Consider the following 23,099-nt stretch of genomic DNA (forward strand, 5'->3'; position numbering starts at 1 on the left):
ATATAAAAATGCATATTTTAATAGTAGAGGATGAAGTGGGTATAGTACAATTCCTAAGGCAAGGTCTAGAAGAAGAAGGGTATGAAGTCACTACAGCTTTAGATGGACTTAAAGGTTTTGAATTAGTTCAAAAGAATAATTTCGATCTTATTTTACTAGATTGGATGCTGCCAAAAATGAGTGGTTTGGATTTATGCAAGGCCATCAGAATAAAAGATATCAATATTCCAATTATTTTTTTGACTGCCAAAGACACTATTCAAGAAACGATAGAAGGCTTAAAAGCTGGTGCCAATGATTATATCAAAAAACCTTTTAGTTTTGAAGAATTGGTAGAACGCATAAAAATTCATTTTAGAGCTCAGAAAGAGGTAGAGATTCTCAGTCTTGGAGCTATAGTGATCGATTTGGCAAGACACACAGTTTTAGTTAATAAAAATGAAGTTTCGTTAACACAAAGGGAGTTTGAATTGCTTTGCTATTTAGTAAAAAATAAAGGAAAAGTATGTACTAGAAACCAAATTATCGAAGATGTTTGGGATATTCATTTCGAATATGATACCGGTGTTATCGATGTGTTTATTAACGCTATTCGGAAAAAACTAAACTTGAGAATCGAAGAAGACTATATAAAAACAGTGCGAGGAGTGGGATATATCGCAAATGACTAATCAATAATGCAACAATTTTCATTTAAAAATAGAATCGCTTTTAATTATATCATTACTACAGCTTTATTGATTTTTGTAGTATTTTCCGTGATTTATTTCATTGTGCAATTAAGTGTCTATAGTCACATCAATAGTGATATTTCTATTGAAGTAGCACATCATTTGAAAGAAATAGACATTGCAGACAATTCCTTTCACCTGACCCACGAAGATGAATGGAAAGAAAGAGAGCATAATACTGTTGATGTAAACCCAGTTTTCATCCAATTTTTAGATCAAGATGGGAAACTTTTAGAAAAATCGCCTAATCTAAAAAAACAAACATTACTTTTTAACGCCCAAATAGAAGATAATGCCCTGTTTGATACCAAACTACTAGGAAGTAAGATTCGCCAAATTCAAGTTCCTATTATTTCACCAAATAAAAAAGTGGGGTATTTAGTGATTGCCATGTCTCTAGAAGGTGCGTCAGTTGTCCTAGAAAATCTTTCAGAAATTCTAGTTATAGCTTACCCATTAATTTTAATTATACTTTTCCTTATTGCTAGATTTATAGCAGGACGAAGTATAAAACCAATTAGCGCGATAATTGAAACTTCTAATATTATTACTAAAGACAATCTTAAATCACGAATTCCGTTACCGCAAAAAAAAGATGAATTATATACTTTATCAAAAACCATAAACAATCTTTTAAATCGAATAGAAAATACAATAGAAAGGGAAAAACAATTCACATCAGATGCTTCACATGAGCTAAGGACACCATTAACAGTAATTAAAGGAACACTAGAAGTGTTAGTAAGAAAGCCTAGGAACCCTGCTGAGTATGAGGAGAAAATAAACTTTTGTGTATCCGAAGTTGACCGCTTAAATCACTTAGTTGACCAGCTATTATTATTGGCTCGCTTTGAAAACCAAAAACAAAGCTTGAAAATGGAGCGCCTATACCTAAATGGGGCAATTCTGGATACCCTTTCAAGATACTCAAGTGCAATTCAGGCTAAAGACATACAAATACTTACTGAATTCTCAGAAGATTTCTATGTTAAAACGGATTATTATCTATTCTCAATAATAATTAATAATTTGGTTTCTAATGCTTTAAAATATTCGGATAAAAGTACTAAATTAGCTATAACGATATCAAAAGGTATCAATTCAATAGAATGTAGTATAGTTGATTCTGGAATTGGGATTGATTCAAAAGATGTTGATAAAATTTTTAATTCTTTCTTTAGATCTGACTCTACTGAACATCCTGAAATAAAAGGCACAGGTCTAGGATTGTCAATCGTTAAAAAATTATGTGCATTGCTTGCAATTGAAATTCATATTTCCAGCCAAAAGAGTATCGGGACTTCAGTTATTTTAAGCTTCCATGAAGAAGAACTTAAGTAGTTCTTAAGACAACTTTTTTGTTTTCGCTGTATTTTTGAAGAATAAAATAAAGTTAAAATGCTCGAAAAAATAATTGCTTTTAGTCTTAAAAACAAACTCATTGTTTTACTGTTTACCCTAGGTATTTTTGGATTTGGAGTCTATTCCGTATTTCAAATATCAATTGGTGCAGTTCCAGATGTGACCAATAATCAGGTCCAGGTGATAACAACTTCACGAAATCTTTCTACCCAAGACATCGAGCAATACATCACGTATCCCGTAGAAATTGAAATGGCCAACCTGCCAGGTGTTCAGGAAATCCGTTCCATTTCAAAATTTGGATTGTCAGTGGTAACGATCGTTTTTGATGACGATTTGGGGACTTATCTACCTAGACAATTAATTGCTGAAAAAATTAAATCAGCTTCAGAGAAAATTCCTCCTGGATTTGGAACTCCAGAGATGGGTCCCATTACTACAGGACTTGGTGAGATTTATCAATACACTTTAGAAGTAAAACCTGAATTTAAAAAACAGTATTCAGTTACTGATTTAAGAACGATACAGGATTGGGTAATTAAGCGCCAACTTTCTGGAGTAAATGGAGTTGTAGAGATTAATACTTGGGGAGGATATTTAAAACAATATGAAATTGCAATAAACCCATCGCGTTTAAAAGCAATGAATATATCTACAACAGATGTTTTTACTGCACTTGAAAAAAATAACAGTATTGCTGGTGGTGCTTATATCGAAAAAGTAAATCAAAGTTATTTTATTCGCGCTGAAGGAAAAGTTAAATCACTTCAGGACATTGAAAACATTGTCGTTACGACCGCTAATGGATTGCCTATTTATGTAAAAAATGTCGCTGATGTCCGTTTTGGAACCGCTAATCGTTTTGGTGCCATAACGGGTAACGGAGAAGGTGAAAAAGTACTTGGTCAAGTGATGATGCTTAAAGGCGCTAATTCTAAACAAGTTATTAATGATGTAAAGGACAGAATTGCCTTGATTCAAAAATCGCTACCTGAAGGTGTCTACATTAATGGGTTTTTAGAACGTAGTGAGCTAGTTGCTAAAACAACTTTTACAGTAGCCGAGAACCTTATTTTGGGTTGCTTGATCGTAATTTTCGTAGTGGTTTTATTATTAGGCAACTGGCGCTCCGGATTGGTTGTGGCGTCGGTGATTCCATTATGTTTACTTTTTGCAATCTCATTAATGAATATTTTTGGCATCGATGCAAATCTAATGAGTTTAGGAGCTATTGACTTTGGAATAATAATAGACGGAGCTGTTATTATAGTGGAATTTATTGCATTCCAAATAGCCAGTAAAGCCTCACAATTAGGTCCGCTTTCAAAGGAAGACCGTCAACTAGAAATTGATCAGATAACGTATAAGAGTGCTTCAAAAATGATGAATTCGGCTATTTTTGGTCAATTGATTATTCTAATTGTTTTTATTCCTATTCTTTCTCTTTCTGGGATTGAAGGAAAAATGTTTAAACCCATGGCAATGACTTTTAGTTTTGCCTTGGTGGGTGCAATGATTTTTTGCTTTACCTATGTTCCGGTAGCTTCTTCTTTGTTTTTGAAACCAAAAGAAGAAAATCCAAATTCTTTGTCAAGTAAATTAATCAACAAATTAAATTCTTGGTATCTGCCTGTTATCACTTGGGCTTTAAGTAATACTAAAAAGGTAATGTACGGTGCTGTAGGATTACTCTTGATGGCAGTAGGTTTATTTACTAGTATGGGTGGAGAGTTTATTCCTACACTAGATGAAGGGGACTTTGTTATTCAGCCTGTTCTAAAAACGGGTACAACATTGACAAAAACGATTGCTACGACTACTAAAATAGAGCAAATTATTCTTAAAAATTTTCCAGAAGTTGAGCAGGTTGTCAGTAGGATAGGTGCTGCCGAAGTTCCTACTGATCCAATGAGCATGGAAGAAAGTGATGTAATTGTGAAGCTAAAACCAAAATCGGAATGGGTTTCTGCATCAAGCAAAGATGAATTAGCTGATAAAATAAAAGCATCTATCGAGAAGGAAATTCCAAATATGGAAATCGAGTTTACACAACCTATAGAAATGCGTTTCAATGAATTAATTTCAGGTACGCGTTCAGATGTAGCCGTAAAAGTATTTGGTGAAGACCTAAATGTTTTGGCTAGAAAAGCGCAAGAAATTAAAAAGGCGATTGCAAAAGTGGAAGGAGCGTCTGATATTATTGTTGAAAAGACAGAAGGTTTGCCTCAAATGATGGTTAAATATGACCGTTCTAAAATTGCAAGATATGGTTTGAATGTTTCTGATTTAAACGATATGATAACCCTTGGATTTGCAGGAAAAACTGTAGGTAATGTGTTTGAAGGTGAAAAACGTTTTGATATGGTTATTCGTTTGGATAAAACCAATCGTACAGATATAAATGACTTAAAAAATCTTTATGTTTCTACTCCGTCAGGAGAACAAATTCCTTTGCAAGAATTAGCAAACATTGAATACACTGAAGGACCTGCCAAAATATCTAGAGACAATACCAATCGAAGAATTGTAGTAGGAATAAATGTGAGAAACAGAGATTTACAAAGTGTAGTAACGGATATTCAGAAGATTGTTGAAACCGAAATTAAGCTACCTTCGGGATATTATGTTCAATATGGTGGGCAATTTGAGAATTTACAAAGCGCAAAAGCCAGATTGATGATTGCGGTGCCTCTAGCCTTATTTTTGATTTTTATCTTGTTGTATTTTGCCTTTGGCTCCATAAAAGAAGCCTTAATGGTTTATTCAGCTATACCACTGTCAGCCGTTGGAGGAGTATTATTTTTATGGATGAGAGGATTACCATTCAGTATTTCGGCAGGAGTAGGATTTATAGCCTTGTTTGGTATTGCGGTTCTAAACGGAATAGTATTGATTGAGCATTTTAAAGAATTAAAACATCAGGGAATGAAGAATATTGATGAGCTTATTTTAAAAGGAACGACCGATAGATTACGTCCCGTACTATTGACGGCAGCTGCAGCAGCTTTAGGATTTTTACCTATGGCAATTTCATCTTCAGCAGGTGCAGAGGTGCAGCGACCTCTGGCAACTGTTGTAATAGGCGGCTTGTTTACCGCAACTATTTTAACGATGGTTGTTTTACCAATTCTTTATAAATATTTTGATGGAAAAGAATTCAAAAAACCCAAATTCAAAAAACATCGTAGCACAACTTATATAATTTTATTACTATTGAGTACTTCATTTGCTTTTTCACAAAACTCAAATTCAGAATTAGATAGTCTGATAGTAAAGGGTGTCAATAATAATAAAGGTTTAAAAGCTCTTCAATTGCAGGTCGATAAATATCAGGCTAATATAAAAAGTGCCTATACCTTTGAAAAAACGAATATTTACTATAATTATGATCAAAATAATTTGGCTTCCAATAATGAACCTTTAAAGATTTTTGGAGCGCAGCAACGCTTTTCTTTTCCAACGGTGTACGGAGCACAAAAAAGAGTAAATGAAGCGGAATATGAAAAGGAAAAAGCCAGCTTTGAAATTCAAAAAAACAAACTTTCGTTAGAAATTTCTAAAGTATATTATCACATTGTGTATTTACAAAACCAGGAAAAATTATATTTCTATTTGGATAGTTTATATCAAAATTTTTCAAAAGCAAGCGACAGACGTTTTGAATTAGGTGAAACCAATTATCTCGAAAAAATCACGGCACAAGCCAAATTTAGACAAATAAAAACCAGCCTTTCTCAAATTGAAAATGATAAAAAAGCTCAGTATGATTTGTTGTATTCTTTAATTCAAACGGATGAGAGAATAGTCATAAAAAACAATTCGATTAGCCCGTTATTTAATTCAACTGAAGAATTAAGTAAAAGTATTCATAACAAATATTTAGAGAGTGTTACGAATAATTATAAAAGCCAAATTAAACTTGAAAAACAACATTGGTTACCTGATTTGCATTTGGAATATTTTAGGGGATCAAATAAAGGCTTGTCACAATCATTAAATGGTTTTCAGATCGGAATCGGAGTTCCACTTTTATTCTCCGGAAATATTTCAAAATCAAAAGTGGCACAACTCGAGTTACAGAGTTGGGAACAGCAAAAACAGAATGAAGAACAAAAAAGGGAGCAGTTTGTTAACCAAAAAAAGAACGAATTAGCCAAATATCAAGAAGCAATAAATTACTACAATCAATACGGGAAAAAGTTATCTGATGAAATCATTAAGGTAGGAAATTTGAGTTATAAACACGGAGAAATTGATTTTTTTCAATACATCCAAAGCTTAGAAAACGCCACTGCCATTCAAGCAGAGTATCTTGACAATGTTCTACAATTCAATAAAACCCAACTGGATTCACAATACCTTAATTTCTAAAAAAATATAAAATGAATAAATCGATATACTTACTAGTGTTGTCAATTGTTTTATTTTCCTGCAAGGAAACTAAAACAGAAGAAGCTCCAATTGAAGTTGATAATTTGATTACAGTTACCAGCGATCAATTTAAATCAGCAGCAATGGAAATTGCCAGCCCTACAGAACATGATTTTGAAATAACAGTAAAGACTTCAGGTAAAATTGATGTACCGCCGCAAAACAGAGCCAAAGTAACCACTTTTGTTGGAGGTAATGTCAAATCAACAAAATTATTAGTTGGGGATAAAGTAACTAAAGGGCAACCATTGTTGACCTTAGAAAACACAGAGTTTTTGGATATTCAGAAAGAGTATCTTGAGGTGGCCGAACAAATCAAGTACCTGAAATCAGAATATGAGCGCCAGAAAACCTTATTTGATGAAAAAATAACGTCTCAAAAAAACTACCTGAAAGCCGAGAGCGACTATCGACGAGCTAAGGCGATGTATCAAAGTCTTAAGGCCAAACTAAAGATGCTGAATATTAATCCTGCTAATGTAGAGCAAGGTGAATTAACATCAGTTATTACAATTTTCTCCCCAATATCAGGTGATATTGTAGTCATGAATGCAAATGTAGGTATGTATGTAGCCCCGTCAGATGTTATGCTTGAAATTATTCAGACTGAGCACTTGCACCTAGAGTTGAATGTTTTTGAAAAAGATATTTTAAAGATAAAAGTGGATCAAGATATTAATTTTAAGGTTCCAGAAGCTACAGATGAAATATTTCATGCCAAGGTACACTTGGTGGGTAAATCTATTGAAGGGAATGATAGAACTATCAATGTTCACGGTCATTTAGACGAAAACATGAAACAAAAATTAATAACAGGAATGTTTGTTGAAGCGGCGATTGTCGTTGATTCAAAAAAGGCAATGGCAATTCCTACAGAAGCATTGATAACCGAAAACAATAAAAACTTCGTACTTTTATTGAAAGAAGATAAAAATAACAATTACTCCTTTAAAAAAGTGCCAGTGAAAGTTGGTGAGCGGTTAGAGCAATTTGTTGAAATTCTTTCAGGGAATCAAATTAATTCTTCATCTAAAATTTTGGTTAAAGGTGTTTTTGACTTAGTTAATTAATATAAAAATATGGACTTAAACAAACTAAAAGGACAGTTACAAACAGAAGTGGATACTGCTTTTTTGTATAAAAGTATTGCTGCCATACAGACTGATGATAATTTGGTCCGTGTATTGCAGAGTTTAGGTGAAATTGAAAATGGGCATGCCAAGCACATGCTGGAGAAAGTAAAAACGGTAGATCCTAATTGCAAAATGCCATCGCCATCGTCAAGGGCAAAGCTTCAGTTGAAGTTAGGGAAGATATTCGGTTACGGATCCATAATTAGTAGTTTGTCTAATATCGAAAAGGAATTTGCAGTCAATGCCATAAAAAATAAATTACAAAGTGGTGAAAAGCCAACAGGATTTGAGCACAATCATCTCAAAATAATTGAAGCGGTTAATGATAATGCAGCTTTAAATGTTTCAGGAGGGTTTTTATCGAAATTTGAAAGCCGACATAAATCTGTTGGCGGTAACGCATTACGTGCCGCAGTTTTAGGTTCGAATGATGGATTAGTTTCTAATATGAGTTTAGTAATGGGAGTTGCAGGAGCTGCAGTCTCAAACAACACTATATTATTGACTGGAATTGCAGGATTAATGGCTGGTGCTATTTCGATGGCGTTGGGGGAATGGCTATCAGTACAGAGTTCAAGGGAGCTAAATCAACGCCAAATTGATTTAGAGACCGAAGAATTAGAAGCTTCCCCGGAAGAGGAGAAAAAAGAGCTGGTTTTATTGTATCAGGCAAAAGGAATGAGCATAGAAGAGGCTAAGAAATTGGCAGACAAAGCATTCGAAAATCCAGAAACGGCAATAGACGCTATTATAAAAGAAGAACTTGGAATTGATAAAGAAGAATTAGGTGGGTCGGCCTGGGAAGCGGCAATCGCTTCTTTTATACTTTTTTCAATAGGCGCTATTATCCCGCTTTATCCATTTATGTTTTTAGACGGAAAAAATGCTATATTATTGAGTATTGGAAGCAGCGTAATCGGGCTTTTTGGTATTGGTGCTGCTATTACTTTACTTACCGGAAAAAGTGTTTTGTTTTCGGGTTTTAGACAAGTGCTTTTCGGTTTAGGTGCTGCCGCAGTAACCTATGGAATTGGTTCTCTAATTGGGGTTTCATTAGCGGGATAAAAAAAGTTAAGACCAAGGTTAAAAACAGATAGGATTAAATTTATTTAAATAAAAATCAAAAATTATGAATGATGCTCACTTACATATGGTTGTAAACCATTTTCCAATTATAGGAACTATTTTAGGACTCGGGATTTTGATAGCTGGTTTGTTTTTAAAGAATCAATCGGTAAAAAACACAGCTTATGTGTTATTTATTGTTGCAGCTGTTTTCGCTCTGTTTAGCATGAGTACAGGAGAAGGGGCTGAAGAATTGGTAGAAGACATGCCTTCTGTAGGCAAACAAATTATCCACGAACATGAAGAATATGCAGAAAAATTAGCTATAATGCTTTACGTTTTGGCAGGATCTTCTCTCGTAGCTTTGTTTTTAAATTTCAAAAAGAATTCAAAAGAAAAATTAGTGTCTTTTTTTATTCTTGGATTAGCATTTGTTAGTCTGTTTATGGTGGTAAAAGTAGGTACCTCTGGAGGTGAAATTCGTCATACAGAAATTAGAGATAATAGCACAAATTCTACGCCCACACTTGAAAATTCGGAATCAAGAGAAAAAGACGAGTAATTATAGCAAATCAATTATTTAACAATAAACATATGTTAAGTTAAATTTAAAATTGGTTTGTAATCAAATTATCGAGTATATTTGCTTCAGAAAACAAAAGGTTAAAATTACAAAATATGTTATCAATTCAATTACATCATCATCATTTTCATTATTGCTCTCAAGCGAAGTGTTAGTGGTATGCATGTAAATCATCATATTTAAAAACCCGTTTGAGTACATCAAACGGGTTTTTTTATTATAAATCCTTTGTACTCAAACAAAATCATAATAAATTAAAAAACAAAAAAATGAGTACATTAAAAATTGCAATTCAAAAATCAGGACGTTTAAACGAAGACAGTATCCAAATTCTAAAAGACTGCGGAATCTCTATCAACAACGGAATTGATCAATTAAAAGCCGAAGCTTCTAATTTTCCACTGGAAGTTTTATATCTAAGAAATTCAGATATTCCTCAATATTTGATTGATGGTGTGGTTGATATCGCTATTGTTGGAGATAATTTATTAGTCGAAAAAGGGAAGGGAATTCAAGTGGTTCAAAAACTAGGTTTTTCTAAGTGCAAAGTTTCCGTTGCTGTTCCTAAAACATTTGAGTATAATTCGATTCAGGATTTAGATGGATTGCGTATTGCGACTTCTTATCCTAATACAGTTATTGAATATTTCAATTCTTTTGGAGTAAATGTTGATATTCACCAAATTTCAGGTTCAGTTGAGATTGCTCCAAATATAGGTCTTGCGGATGCTATTGTTGATATCGTATCAAGCGGAAGCACTTTGTTTAAAAACAATTTAAAGGAAGTTGAAATCATTTACAAAAGTGAAGCAGTTTTAGCTGTTTCTCCAAAAGTAACTCCTGAAGTTCAAAAACTGATTGACACTTTAAAATTCAGAATAGAATCAGTATTAAGAGCTCGTAAATCAAAATACATTTTGATGAACGTGCCTAATGATAAAATTGATGCCGTAGGGAAAATCCTTCCTGTATTGCGTAGTTTAACCGTATTACCTTTGGCACAAGAAGGATGGAGCAGCGTACACTCAGTAATCGATAAAGATACTTTTTGGGATGTAATAGACCAATTGAAAGATGTAGGTGCTGAAGGAATTTTGATTTGCCCTATTGAAAAAATGGTGCTATAACGTCTAATTATTTATCTTAAATTAGCTATTGAACTATTTTTCAATCTTTTAATTTTTGAATCTTTAAATCAAATTAAATGAATAAAATATACGAACCAAAACCCAGTAGCTGGTCTGCCATTTTAGAGCGACCAACTAAAACGGTTGACGATATCGAACTTACTGTAAAAGAAATTTTTAAAGAAGTTCAGAAAAAAGGTAATGAAGCTGTTGCAAAATACACTTCGATTTTTGATGGTGTCAATTTTGAAAATCTAGAAGTTTCTAAGCATGAAATTGAAACTGCTGTTGCTGCTGTGCCAGCTGAGTTGAAAGAAGCAATTCAATTGGCTAAAAGCAATATCGAAAAATTCCATTCGGCTCAAAAGACGGCTAAAGTAGAAGTAGAAACAGTAGAAGGAGTGCGATGCTGGCAAGAAAAAAGACCAATTCAAAAAATTGGATTGTACATTCCCGGTGGAACAGCGCCTCTATTTTCTACAGTTTTAATGTTAGCAGTTCCTGCAAATATTGCTGGGTGCAAAGAGATTGTTTTATGTTCACCTCCAGACAAGAATGGAAATATAAATCCAGCTATTCTTTATGCCGCTAATTTGTGTGGCGTTACTACCATTTTAAAAGTAGGAGGAATACAAGCGATTGCTGGAATGACCTTTGGAACAGAAACTATTCCGAAAGTATATAAAATTTTTGGACCCGGAAATCAATTCGTTACGGTTGCAAAGCAATTAGCCACTCAATTTGGAGTAGCTATCGATATGCCAGCTGGTCCTTCTGAATTACTTGTTGTAGCTGATGATACTTCTGTTCCCGCATTTGTAGCTTCAGATCTATTGTCGCAAGCAGAACACGGAACGGATAGTCAGGTGATTTTGGTATCGACTTCTAAAAAACTGATTGATGCCGTTGAAGAGGAAATTCAGATTCAATTAGAGCAATTGCCTCGAAAAGAAATTGCCGAAAAAGCAATAGCTAATTCAAAGTTGATTTATGTAGAAAACGATGCGATAGCTTTAGAATTAATCAATGAATACGGACCAGAGCACTTTATTGTTTGTACTGCCAACGATGATTTTTATATTGACGGAATCGAAAATGCAGGTTCTGTTTTTATTGGAAATTATACGCCAGAGAGCGCTGGAGATTATGCTTCAGGGACAAATCATACATTACCCACAAACGGTTATGCAAAGAATTATAGTGGTGTAAATCTAGATAGCTTCACTAAATCAATGACTTTTCAAAAAATATCTGAAATCGGAATTCAGAATATTGGCAAAGCGATTGAAGTTATGGCAGAAGCTGAAGGATTGCAAGCACATAAGAATGCAGTGACTCTGAGATTGAAGGATTTAAAGATTGAAAATTAAAAAATTGGAGTAATAAATTTTAAATCATAACTATCATTTAAAATTTATCATTCAAAATTTAAAATAAAAAAAGATGAATTTCGATTTAAATAATTTAGTTCGTGAGAACGTCAAAACCATGAAGCCGTATTCATCGGCACGAGATGAATTTAAGGATTTTGATGTGGCTCAAATGATTTTTTTGGATGCCAATGAAAACCCGTATCAAAGTGGGGTAAATCGTTATCCAGATCCACAGCAAAGCAGCGTGAAGGCAGTTTTGTCAAAACAAAGAAACCTGCAAACTAATCAAATCTTGCTTGGAAACGGTAGTGATGAAGTACTAGATCTATTGTTCAGAGCTTTTTGCGAACCAAATGTGGATAATGTAATCACTTTGCCACCCACTTATGGGATGTACGGAGTTTTGGCAAATATTAATGCAGTAGCGAATAGAGAGGTGCTGCTTTCTACAGATTTTCAACCGGAAATTGATGCTATTTTGGATGCTGTCGATGACAATACTAAAATGATCTTTTTATGTTCGCCAAACAACCCTACCGGGAACACTTTTTCGGATGAAAGTGTGGTAACTTTATTGCAAAATTTTAAGGGATTGATAGTTATTGATGAAGCTTATATCGATTTTTCGCAGAAGCAAAGTTGGTTAAATGAACTTGACGAATATCCTAATTTGATAATTACACAAACCTTGTCAAAAGCCTATGGCTTGGCAGGAATTCGTTTAGGGATTTGTTATGCATCTGCTGCGGTAATTGGTGTTTTGAATAAAATAAAGCCACCTTATAACGTTAATGAACTGACTCAAAAAAGGGCTTTGGAAAGATTAGCAGACAAAGAAAATATCCAACTCGAAATTGACTCAATTATAACACAAAGAGAGGATTTACTTAAAGTTTTACAAGAAGTTAAATTTGTGTCCATAATTTATCCCACTGAAGCTAATTTTGTGCTGATAAAAGTGGATGATGCTAGCAAAAGATACAATGAATTAATTGCTAAAGGAATTGTTATTAGAAACAGGACTACGCAAGCATTGTGCGAAAATACCTTGCGATTGACTATTGGAACAGCGGAAGAAAATAAAAAATTAATGGAGGCATTATTAGCAATTAGCTAATTATAAATTTTAACTAAAAGAAAGATGTATAGAAAATTGATCATGACACTTTTAATTTCATTAAGTTTTAATTCTTTAGTGAAAGCACAAGACAAGGAAAATACGGAGACTGGAAAAATTTATTTTCTACGTTCCACAGGTTTTGCTGGATCTGCAGCAGCATTTAAAACATTTATAGACGGAGAATTTGTTTGTAAATTGAATAATAAGAAATATTCTGTTCATGAAGTTCCTGTAGGTAAACATGAGTGTTCTGTACAATTTGGAGGAAAAGTATCAAAAGAAAAAGCAGAAAAATTTGAAGTTCAAGTAGAATCAGGAAAAATTACTTATGTACAACTTGTGTTTGAAACGGGGGTATTTGTTAATAATATTTACTGTGAGGAAGTAACTGAAAATACCGCCACACAAAAGATTGCAAAAATGGAAGAGGATACAAAATGTTTATAATATTATAAAAAAGCATTTTTAATAAATAGATATAAAATGAAAAAAGTACTTTTTATCGACCGTGACGGAACGATCGTTTTAGAACCAGAAGGATACCAATTAGACAGCCTAGACAAATTAGAATTTTACCCAAAATCATTTCAATATTTAGCTAAAATTGCCAATGAATTGGATTATGAATTGGTAATGGTAACCAATCAAGATGGTTTGGGAACAGCAAGTTTTCCTGAAGATACGTTTTGGCCAACACAAAATTTCATTTTAAGAGCTTTTGAAAACGAAGGTGTTTTATTTGATGATATTTTTGTAGACCGTTCTTTCCCTGAAGACAATGCACCTACACGCAAACCTAGAACCGGAATGTTAACAAAGTACATCAATAATCCAGCTTATGATTTGGCGAACTCCTTTGTTTTAGGAGACCGTTTGACAGATGTGGAGCTTGCCAAAAACCTAGGGGCACAAGCAATTTTTATGAATACTACTGACGGTGCGGGAAGTACTGAAATTTCAGCTAAAAGAGAAGAATTAGATTCAGTAATTACTCTTCAAAGTACAGATTGGAAAGTAATTTATGAGTTTCTTAAACTCGAAGCACGTTCAGCAACTATTTCAAGAAAGACAAATGAAACCGACATTTATATCAATTTGAATCTCGACGGAACAGGAAAAAGTAAAATCGAAACTGGAATTGCTTTTTTTGACCATATGTTAGATCAAATTGCGCGTCACGGACAAATGGACTTAGAAATTATTGTCAAAGGAGATTTAGAAGTAGATGAGCACCACACTATTGAGGATACTGCTATTGCTTTGGGTGAGGTTTTTGCGAAAGCATTAGGAAATAAGTTAGGGATTGAGCGATATGGTTTTTGTTTACCAATGGATGATTGCTTAGCGCAAGTAGCCATTGATTTTGGAGGAAGAAATTGGTTAGTATGGGAAACCGAATTCAAACGAGAAATGGTAGGTAAAATGCCAACAGAAATGTTTTTGCACTTCTTTAAATCATTTTCTGATGGAGCTAAAGCCAACATTAATATTAAAGCAGAAGGACAAAACGAGCATCATAAAATTGAAGCGATTTTTAAGGCTTTCGCCAAAGCAATCAAGGTTGCTGTAAAACGCGATACCGAAAAGATGATTTTGCCTAGTACTAAAGGGGTGCTTTAAAAAAGTTGTTTAAAGTTTCAGATTGCTGCAAAACAACTTTAAACTTTAAACTTGAAACAAAAAATAATGAAAATAGTAATCATAAATTACGGAGCAGGAAATATTCAAAGCATTATGTTTGCCATCGAAAGATTAGGATATAAAGCGGTTTTGAGTAACAATCCAGCCGAGATAAAAGCAGCGGATAAAGTGATCTTTCCGGGTGTAGGTGAAGCTAGTTCAGCGATGGAGATGCTTTTAGAAAGTGGACTCGACACTTTGATTCCAACCTTAGAACAACCTGTTTTGGGAATTTGTCTGGGTATGCAATTAATGTGCAATCACACTCAAGAAGGAGATACGAAAGGATTGGGGATTTTTGATGTAGATGTACTCAAATTTTCATCAAAAGTAAAAGTACCGCAAATGGGTTGGAATAATATTTACAACCTTAAATCAGATTTATTTAAAGGTGTTTCTGAAAATGAATATATGTATTTGGTACACAGTTTTTATGCTCCAGATTGTGCTCAATCCATTGCAACGACAAATTACGAAGTAGAATATGCTTCAGCATTACAAAAAGACAATTTTTACGGAACCCAATTTCACCCTGAAAAAAGTGGTGATGTGGGAGAGAAGATTCTAGGGAATTTTCTAAAACTTTAAACCTGAAACAAATTATGCGAATTATACCAGCCATAGATATTATTGACGGAAAATGTGTCCGTTTATCAAAAGGGGATTACAACACTAAGATTATATACAATGAAAACCCACTAGAAGTGGCTAAATCATTTGAAGCACACGGAATTGAATATTTACATTTGGTCGATTTAGACGGGGCCAAATCAAGCCAAATCGTTAACTATAAAATACTAGAACAAATTGCGACCCAAACGAGTTTGAAAATTGATTTTGGTGGCGGTTTGAAATCTGATGCCGATTTGAAGATTGCTTTTGAAAGTGGTGCTAATCAAATCACAGGCGGAAGTATTGCTGTAAAAAACAGGTCGATTTTCGAAAAATGGATTGTTGAGTATGGTGCTGATAAAATTATCCTTGGTGCAGATGCGAATAATGAAAAGGTAGCTGTCTCTGGTTGGTTAGAAGAGTCTAAAGAGGATTTAGTTCCTTTCATTCAAGATTATCAGGCCAAAGGGATTCAGTACGTTATTTGTACTGATATTGCAAAAGACGGAATGCTAGAAGGCCCCTCTTTTGATTTATATGCTAAGATTTTGGCGGAAGCCAAAGGAATTAAATTAGTAGCTTCAGGTGGAATCTCTACTTTTGATGAATTGCCTAAATTAGCCGAATTGGGTTGTGAAGGAACAATCATTGGAAAAGCAATTTATGAAGGACGAATATCTTTGAAACAATTAGAAAATTATATTTTACAAAGTAAATAATTTGAAAATGTGACAATTTGAAGAGGAGATAATTAATTTTCAAATTGCTACCATTTCCAAATTTTGAAATTAGAAATTATGCTGACAAAAAGAATAATTCCCTGCCTTGACATAAAAAACGGTCGTACCGTAAAAGGTGTTAATTTTGTAGATTTACGGGATGCAGGTGATCCGGTAGAACTAGCTAAAATATATTCAGATGAAGGCGCTGATGAATTGGTGTTTTTGGATATTTCAGCTACTGAAGAGCAAAGGAAAACCTTGATTGATTTGGTTCGGAAAGTAGCGTCAACTATAAATATTCCTTTTACCGTTGGTGGTGGGATTTCATCGGTTGAAGACGTTGCTGTTTTATTACAAAACGGTGCTGATAAGGTTTCTATCAACTCATCGGCGGTGAAAAATCCGCAGTTGATTAATGATTTGGCACAAAAATTCGGAAGCCAATGTGTAGTTGTTGCTATTGATGCAAAACAGATTGCAGGCGAATGGGTGGTACATTTAGTAGGTGGAAAAGTTCCTACTGAATTAAATCTTTTTGACTGGGCTGTGGAAGTAGCTGAGAGAGGGGCAGGAGAAATCTTGTTTACATCGATGGATAATGACGGTACTAAAAACGGTTTTGCCAATGCCGCTTTGGCTAAATTATCGACATTAGTAAACATCCCGATAATAGCATCTGGCGGTGCGGGAAATATGCAGCATTTTGTAGATAGTTTTATTGAAGGAAAAGCAGATGCAGCACTAGCAGCAAGCGTATTTCATTTTAAAGAAATTGAAATTAAGGCTTTAAAACAAGAATTGAAGATCAATAAGATCGAGGTGAGATTATAGAATACAGAAAAAAAGAGAAAAGAAGTCAGGTCTGATAATCTTTTAATTTTTCAAACAAAAAATAATAAAAAATGAATATAGATTTTTCAAAAAGCGCACACGGATTAATTCCAGCAATTATACAAGACAGTGAAACTAAAGTAGTTTTGATGTTGGGTTACATGAATGCGGAAGCGTACCAAAAAACAATTGAAACTCAAAAAGTAACTTTTTTCAGTCGCTCAAAACAAAGACTTTGGACAAAAGGAGAAGAGAGTGGGAATTTTCTGAACTTGGTTGATATTAAAAATGATTGTGATGGTGATACCTTGTTAATTCAGGCAAAACCTGTGGGACCTACTTGTCATACTGGTGCGGACACTTGCTGGCAAACGTCAAATAAATCAGATTATGGATTTATTTCAGCATTGGAAGATACTATTGAACTTCGAAAAAACAACGCCGATTCTGAAAAAAGCTATGTGGCTTCACTTTTCAAATTGGGAATGAACAAAATTGCTCAAAAGGTAGGTGAGGAAGCTGTTGAAGTAGTTATAGAAGCCAAAGATGACAACGATGATTTGTTTTTAAGTGAAAGTGCCGATTTGCTGTTTCATTACCTTATTTTGCTTCAAGCCAAAGGATTCAAAATTGATGATGTTGTTGAAGTACTAAAAAGTCGTCAGAAGTAGAAAAATTTAGTTATTAATCGTATTACGGAAACCCCAATAGTGAATTGATTTGCTGTTGGGGTTTCTTTTTTCTTTTTTATCAAAAGACAATCCCTTATATTTACTATTAATATAAAAAAATACCACAATTGGGTTATGAATTTTGATAATGACATGCTTGCTAAAGATTTAAATCATACTATTATAAAAACAGGACTCCATTTCATATTAACCACTGATGAAGATGATGCACGTCCAGTATATCTTTCTGGTAATTTTAACCAATGGCTTACTCAGGATAAAGAGTTTATGATGGAGAAAGTTGGAATGGGTTTGTATCACTATAAATTCACCCACGATTTTGATTATCCAGAAAACCTTTTATATAAATTCACCAAGGGAGATTGGAGTGAAGTAGAAATTGACCGTGCGGGAAATCGTACTGAAAACAGATCAACAATGAAACACACCGGGGTTCAGAAAGAACATGTAGCAAGATGGAGAAAAAACTGGTTGCCGTTCAGGCAAAGTTTTTTGCCGCAGCTGATGCTTATATCTGATGCTTTTGAAATTCCGCAACTCAATAAAACGCGCAAAATATGGGCTTTGCTTCCGCATGATTATGATAGCTCTGATGAACGTTATCCTGTGATGTATTTGCAGGATGCCCAAAATTTATTTAATGAAAGTGCTGAATATGGCAATTGGGAAATTGACAAGAAGTTGGCTGTAATGTCAGAATACAAAATAGGTAAAATCATTGTCATTGCAATAGAACATGCCGAAGAGGATCGTTTGAAAGAATATAATGTAGGTAAAACAGTTTTAGGCAAAGGACAAGGAAAGAAATACATCCGTTTTGTCACGGAAACTTTAAAACCCTTTGTTGACAGCAATTTTCGTACAAAAAAAGACAGAGAAAATACAGGAATAGGCGGTAGCTCTATGGGAGGCTTAATCAGTATTTTTAGTGGATTGCGATACCCAGCCGTATTTGGAAAATTAATGATTTTCTCCCCATCACTTTGGGTAAAGCCAGATCTGAAAATTAAAATCGCAGATGAAAGTATTGACGACACTAAAATTTATTTGTATGCGGGCGGTGATGAAAGTGAAACGATGATCGAGCATGTGAAAAGTTTTAAAAACCGAATGCTTTCAAGTGAATTTGTGAAAGATAAAATGAAAATTAATTTAAGCATCAATAAACAGGGAAAACACAACGAAACCTATTGGGGTGATGAATTCCCTAAAGCAATTGAATGGCTGTTTTTTAACAATAAAAACAATTAAATGAAAACAAGAAAAATTGACAACTTAAAAGAATTTTCGGGAACTGTTTTAATTCCGGTTTTTGAAACGAGCGCTAAGAATTTGATTCCTATAAAATATGATGATGTGGAGGTTTCTGCGAAAGTTTTTTATGGAAAAAAAGATACTCATTATCTAGTCGAAAAAAATGACAATACCTTTATTTTTATAGGTTTAGGAAAGTCAATAGATTATAAAACGTTAAAAACGATATTCCGCAGGATAGCATCAAAGGAAAAAGAAACGTTTGCAAAAAGCGTGGCTTTGTCTCTGCCTTCAGAATTTAGTCCTGAGGAAGTGGAAGCCGCCATATCCGGATTGCTCTTAGGCACCTACAATTTAGGCCATTTTAAAAAACAAGAAGATCATCCATTTTTGAATGCTAATTTTGAGTTGGATATCTTATCGGAGAAAGATCATAGCACTTCTATAAATAAAGCGATAAAGATTGCACGTGCACAACTGGAAACCTTGTCTCTTGTTGATTTGCCACCAAACAGGGTTACCCCAAAATATATGGCAAAATGGGCTTTGGATAGAGGTGATAAATATGGATTCGATGTCGAAGTTTTGGACTTGGCGGCATGTAAAATAGAAGATTTAGGCGCTTTTCTAGCCGTTGGAAAAGGCAGCGAAAATGAACCACAATTCGTAATTATGAAGTATAGTCCAAAAGAGGATGTTGCTTCTTTAAAACATATTGGACTGGTAGGAAAGGGAATTACCTTTGATACTGGAGGTTTAAATATAAAAACTGCAGGAATGGTTCATATGAAATGTGATATGGCTGGAGGTGCTGCTGTATTTGGCGCTATGCAGCTGATAGCTGATTTACAATTACCTGTAAGAGTAACTGCGATTGTTCCCTGTGCCGAAAATTCGGTAGATAGTAAATCGTTTCTACCAAGTGATGTGATTAAAAGTTACAGTGGAAATTCAATTGAGATTATTGATACTGATGCTGAAGGTCGTCTTATTTTGGCTGACGGATTATCGTATCTTATTAAGAACTTCGAACCAGAATATATAGTTGATATTGCCACGTTAACAGGAAGTAGTGTGGGAACTTTAGGATATGAAGCCGGTGCTTTGTTTACCAATAATGAATCAATGTCAAAGAAATTGCAAGAAGTGGGCAACTCCATTGGAGAACGTTTATGGCAATTACCTCTTTGGGATGTTTATAAACAGGATATTGAAAGTGATATTGCGGACGTTAAGAATTATAGCGGAAAACCTGTCGCTGGTGCGATAAGTGCAGCAAAATTTTTGGAATACTTTACTCAAGAACACCCAGCCTGGGCACATCTTGATATTGCAGGAGTAGCTTTTGGAGATGATGAATTTGCCAAAAGTAAACATGCCACAGCATACGGAGTCCATTTATTAACCAAATTCATCGAAAACTTATAAGCTTATGAAAAATGCTAAGACCTTCATTTGTATTTCAAATTATTTTAAGGGTGCCGACTTTTTAATTCATTTAAAAAACTTAGGCAACAAAGTGTACCTTATAACAAGCGAAAAATTGCGCGATAAGCCATGGCCACATGATTCTATCGACGAAATATTTTACATGCAAGGTCAGGATATCGATTGGAATTTGGAGCATTTATTACTGGGAGTCGGTAATTTGATGAAATCAAATCAAGTCGATGCGATTGTAGCATTAGATGATTATGATGTGGAAAAAGCCACTTATCTAAGGGAAAATCTTAGAATTGACGGTATGGGACAAACTACGGGTCGTTATTTCAGAGATAAATTAGCGATGCGAATGAGAGCTAAAAGTTGTGGTATTAACAGTCCTTCTTTTTGTTCTTTATTCAATGACCATGATATTAATACTTTTGCTGATACTGTTTCGGCTCCATGGGTATTAAAGCCAAGATCTGAAGCTTCGGCCGCGGGAATTATAAAAGTATTTGACAAAGAAAGCTTGTGGATGCATATAAACGAAATGGGAAATAACCGTTTCAAATATTTGCTGGAACAATTCAAGCCCGGAGATGTTTATCACTGTGACAGTTTGATTTTGGATCGCAAAATTATATTTAGCCTGACTTCAAAATATATGGCTACGCCGATGGAAATTTCTCAAGCGGGCGGCGTGTTTCGCAGTTCCAGTATTCCGTATAATTCAGAAGATGACAAGGCAATAAGAAAGGTAAATGAACAGGTGTTGAAAGGCTTTGGATTGAAATACGGTGCTGCACATACTGAATTTATCAAAAACAGTGAAGACGGCGAAATTTACTTTTTGGAAACTTCGTCTCGAGTTGGTGGTGCTCATTTGGCAGAAATGGTAGAGGCAGCATCCAATATTAATCTTTGGAAGGAATGGGCAGCGATCGAAGACGCTTTGGTAAAAGGAAAAAAATACAGTTTGCCAAAAGTAAAAAAAGGCTACGCCGGCATAGTGTTGACACTATCTAAATATCAACACCCAGACTTATCCTCTTTTTCAGATCCTGAAGTTTGCTTTACGGTTCCTTTGGAATATCATGCGGGCTTAATCGTAAAATCAGATAAAAACGACAGAATATTAGAGTTACTGAATGATTATGTTGACCGTTTAGTTGCTGATTATTCGGTAGTGGTGGAGCAAGAGAAGGTGTCAAAGCTACATTAGTAGAACGTTTTATATTAGAGAATTAATTTATTATTTAAGGTTACAAATTCATGAAGAAATTATTAGGTTTTATTTTTATATCATTATTTATTTTAAATAGCACAAAAGCTCAAGGTCTACTAAAAGGCAATACTGAACATTTTAGCAGACAGGACAGTTTACGGGGAAGTATAACCAAAGAAAGAGCTTGGTGGGATGTAAAATACTATCATTTGGATATAAAAGTTAATCCTTCAGATAGTACGATTACAGGATCTAACACTATTAAATATCAAGTACTGCAAGAATACAATCGCATGCAAATTGATTTGCAAAAACCCATGGATATTTATAAAGTAATTCAGGATGGGAAAGCTTTAAAATTTACAAGAGAAGGCAATGCCTTTTTTATTGAGTTGCTTGCTCCACAAACAGTGGGTAAGACGAAGGAGTTGATTGTTTTTTACGGAGGAAAACCCAAAGTAGCTGTTAATCCGCCTTGGGATGGAGGGATTACTTGGAAAAAAGACGGTAATGGTAAACTATTTATAGCTTCTTCTTGTCAAGGACTGGGCGCAAGTGTTTGGTGGCCAAACAAAGACCATATGTATGACGAGGTCAAAAGTATGCTTATTAGCGTAAATGTACCCGGGAATTTGACGGATGTATCCAATGGCCGTTTGCAAAGTGTAAAGAAGTTAAAGGATGGAACAAAAACCTATAATTGGTATGTCTCTAATCCGATTAACAATTACGGTATAAATATAAACATTGGTGACTATGTTTCCTTCTCGGAAAAATACGAAGGCGAAAAAGGGAATTTGGATTGTATTTATTATGTATTGAAAGACAATTTGGCGAAAGCCAAAGAACAATTCAAAGACGTGCCTAGAATGTTGAAAGCATTTGAACACTGGTTTGGTCCTTATCCTTTTTACGAAGATAGTTTCAAGCTCGTCGAAGCTCCTTATTTAGGGATGGAACACCAAAGCTCCGTGACTTATGGTAATGGTTTCAAGAACGGATACCGTGGTCGTGATTTGAGTGGCACAGGTTGGGGACTAAAATTTGACTTTATAATTATCCATGAATCAGGACACGAATGGTTTGCTAACAATATCACCCATAAAGATATTGCTGACATGTGGATCCATGAAAGCTTTACCAATTATTCCGAAAGTCTTTTTGTAGAATATTACTACGGAAAAGAAGCCGGTAGCGAATATGTTAGAGGAATTCGAAAAAATATTCAGAATGACAAACCCATTATTGGACAGTATGATGTTAATAATGAAGGATCCAGTGATATGTACTACAAAGGTGCCAATATGCTGCATACGATTCGCCAAATTCTAAATGATGATGAAAAATGGAGAAGTATTTTAAGAGGGTTAAACAGTACTTTTTACCATCAAACCGTAACTACGAAGCAAATAGAGGACTATTTGACTACAGAAGTTGGTATCGATTTGTCAACAGTTTTTAATCAGTATTTAAGAGACACTAGGATTCCAACATTAGAGTATTATTTTAAAGGTAACACTTTAGGTTTTCGTTGGACTAATAGTGTATACGGCTTCAATATGCCGTTAAAAGTTGCTATCAACGGTAAGGAAATGTGGCTAAAACCAAAAACTAATTGGGAGCAGCAGATAATCTCTGTCGAAAATCCTCAATTAGAAATTGACAAGAATTTTTATGTAGCCGGATTCGATATTACAGAATAAAATTTGCTAATTTTACAATGGAATATTAAA

Annotated in this window: 19 protein-coding genes; all 19 read left to right on the top strand. The window is 34.4% G+C overall.

Features of this window, described 5'->3' with window-relative positions; all coding sequences use genetic code 11:
* Window positions 1-8 precede the first annotated feature (8 nt).
* Window positions 9-671 (top strand): response regulator transcription factor, encoded by a 663-nt coding sequence (locus tag HJ01_RS14030; protein WP_007139129.1) that lies wholly within the window; start codon window positions 9-11, stop codon window positions 669-671.
* Between the two features lie 6 nt (window positions 672-677).
* A complete protein-coding gene (locus HJ01_RS14035) occupies window positions 678-2,072 on the top strand; it encodes a sensor histidine kinase (RefSeq protein ID WP_007139130.1) in 1,395 nt (464 codons plus the stop codon).
* Window positions 2,073-2,129: 57 nt separating this feature from the next.
* Window positions 2,130-6,464 carry a CusA/CzcA family heavy metal efflux RND transporter gene (locus HJ01_RS14040; RefSeq protein ID WP_007139131.1) on the top strand — a complete coding sequence of 1,445 codons (4,335 nt, stop codon included), beginning with the start codon at window positions 2,130-2,132 and terminating at the stop codon, window positions 6,462-6,464.
* A gap of 11 nt (window positions 6,465-6,475) precedes the next feature.
* On the top strand, window positions 6,476-7,594 hold the full coding sequence (locus HJ01_RS14045) for an efflux RND transporter periplasmic adaptor subunit (protein WP_007139132.1): 1,119 nt from the start codon (window positions 6,476-6,478) through the stop codon (window positions 7,592-7,594).
* Between the two features lie 9 nt (window positions 7,595-7,603).
* Entirely contained in the window at window positions 7,604-8,722 is a 1,119-nt protein-coding gene (locus tag HJ01_RS14050; protein WP_007139133.1) for a VIT1/CCC1 transporter family protein, read from the top strand.
* Between the two features lie 64 nt (window positions 8,723-8,786).
* Window positions 8,787-9,284, top strand: a complete 498-nt coding sequence (locus HJ01_RS14055; protein ID WP_007139134.1) for a DUF2231 domain-containing protein — start codon at window positions 8,787-8,789, stop codon at window positions 9,282-9,284.
* A gap of 290 nt (window positions 9,285-9,574) precedes the next feature.
* Entirely contained in the window at window positions 9,575-10,432 is an 858-nt protein-coding gene (hisG, locus tag HJ01_RS14060; RefSeq protein WP_007139135.1) for an ATP phosphoribosyltransferase, read from the top strand.
* 77 nt (window positions 10,433-10,509) lie between these two features.
* Entirely contained in the window at window positions 10,510-11,802 is a 1,293-nt protein-coding gene (gene hisD / locus HJ01_RS14065; RefSeq protein ID WP_007139136.1) for a histidinol dehydrogenase, read from the top strand.
* 73 nt (window positions 11,803-11,875) lie between these two features.
* The gene (gene hisC, locus HJ01_RS14070; RefSeq protein WP_007139137.1) at window positions 11,876-12,922 is read left to right on the top strand and encodes a histidinol-phosphate transaminase; all 1,047 of its coding nucleotides are present in this window, start codon (window positions 11,876-11,878) and stop codon (window positions 12,920-12,922) included.
* A gap of 42 nt (window positions 12,923-12,964) precedes the next feature.
* Window positions 12,965-13,372 (top strand): DUF2846 domain-containing protein, encoded by a 408-nt coding sequence (locus HJ01_RS14075; protein ID WP_157999923.1) that lies wholly within the window; start codon window positions 12,965-12,967, stop codon window positions 13,370-13,372.
* A 36-nt stretch (window positions 13,373-13,408) separates the two neighbouring features.
* Window positions 13,409-14,545 carry a bifunctional histidinol-phosphatase/imidazoleglycerol-phosphate dehydratase HisB gene (gene hisB / locus HJ01_RS14080; protein ID WP_007139139.1) on the top strand — a complete coding sequence of 379 codons (1,137 nt, stop codon included), beginning with the start codon at window positions 13,409-13,411 and terminating at the stop codon, window positions 14,543-14,545.
* Window positions 14,546-14,611: 66 nt separating this feature from the next.
* The gene (hisH, locus tag HJ01_RS14085; RefSeq protein ID WP_007139140.1) at window positions 14,612-15,193 is read left to right on the top strand and encodes an imidazole glycerol phosphate synthase subunit HisH; all 582 of its coding nucleotides are present in this window, start codon (window positions 14,612-14,614) and stop codon (window positions 15,191-15,193) included.
* A gap of 14 nt (window positions 15,194-15,207) precedes the next feature.
* On the top strand, window positions 15,208-15,936 hold the full coding sequence (hisA, locus tag HJ01_RS14090; protein ID WP_007139141.1) for a 1-(5-phosphoribosyl)-5-[(5-phosphoribosylamino)methylideneamino]imidazole-4-carboxamide isomerase: 729 nt from the start codon (window positions 15,208-15,210) through the stop codon (window positions 15,934-15,936).
* Between the two features lie 78 nt (window positions 15,937-16,014).
* Window positions 16,015-16,770: an imidazole glycerol phosphate synthase subunit HisF gene (gene hisF, locus HJ01_RS14095; protein WP_007139142.1), complete on the top strand. Its 756-nt coding sequence runs from the start codon at window positions 16,015-16,017 to the stop codon at window positions 16,768-16,770.
* 71 nt (window positions 16,771-16,841) lie between these two features.
* Complete coding sequence (gene hisIE / locus HJ01_RS14100; RefSeq protein ID WP_007139143.1) at window positions 16,842-17,441, top strand: bifunctional phosphoribosyl-AMP cyclohydrolase/phosphoribosyl-ATP diphosphatase HisIE; 600 nt, start codon at window positions 16,842-16,844, stop codon at window positions 17,439-17,441.
* Between the two features lie 135 nt (window positions 17,442-17,576).
* A complete protein-coding gene (locus tag HJ01_RS14105) occupies window positions 17,577-18,713 on the top strand; it encodes an alpha/beta hydrolase (protein WP_007139144.1) in 1,137 nt (378 codons plus the stop codon).
* Window positions 18,714-20,144, top strand: a complete 1,431-nt coding sequence (locus HJ01_RS14110) for a leucyl aminopeptidase family protein (protein WP_007139145.1) — start codon at window positions 18,714-18,716, stop codon at window positions 20,142-20,144.
* 4 nt (window positions 20,145-20,148) lie between these two features.
* Window positions 20,149-21,363, top strand: coding sequence for an acetyl-CoA carboxylase biotin carboxylase subunit family protein (locus HJ01_RS14115; protein WP_007139146.1), 1,215 nt, complete (start codon window positions 20,149-20,151; stop codon window positions 21,361-21,363).
* A gap of 50 nt (window positions 21,364-21,413) precedes the next feature.
* On the top strand, window positions 21,414-23,069 hold the full coding sequence (locus HJ01_RS14120; RefSeq protein ID WP_007139147.1) for a M1 family metallopeptidase: 1,656 nt from the start codon (window positions 21,414-21,416) through the stop codon (window positions 23,067-23,069).
* Window positions 23,070-23,099: the final 30 nt, after the last annotated feature.

Origin of the sequence: Flavobacterium frigoris PS1 (genome assembly GCF_000252125.1) — a bacterium.
In the GTDB taxonomy this organism is placed as follows: domain Bacteria; phylum Bacteroidota; class Bacteroidia; order Flavobacteriales; family Flavobacteriaceae; genus Flavobacterium; species Flavobacterium frigoris_A.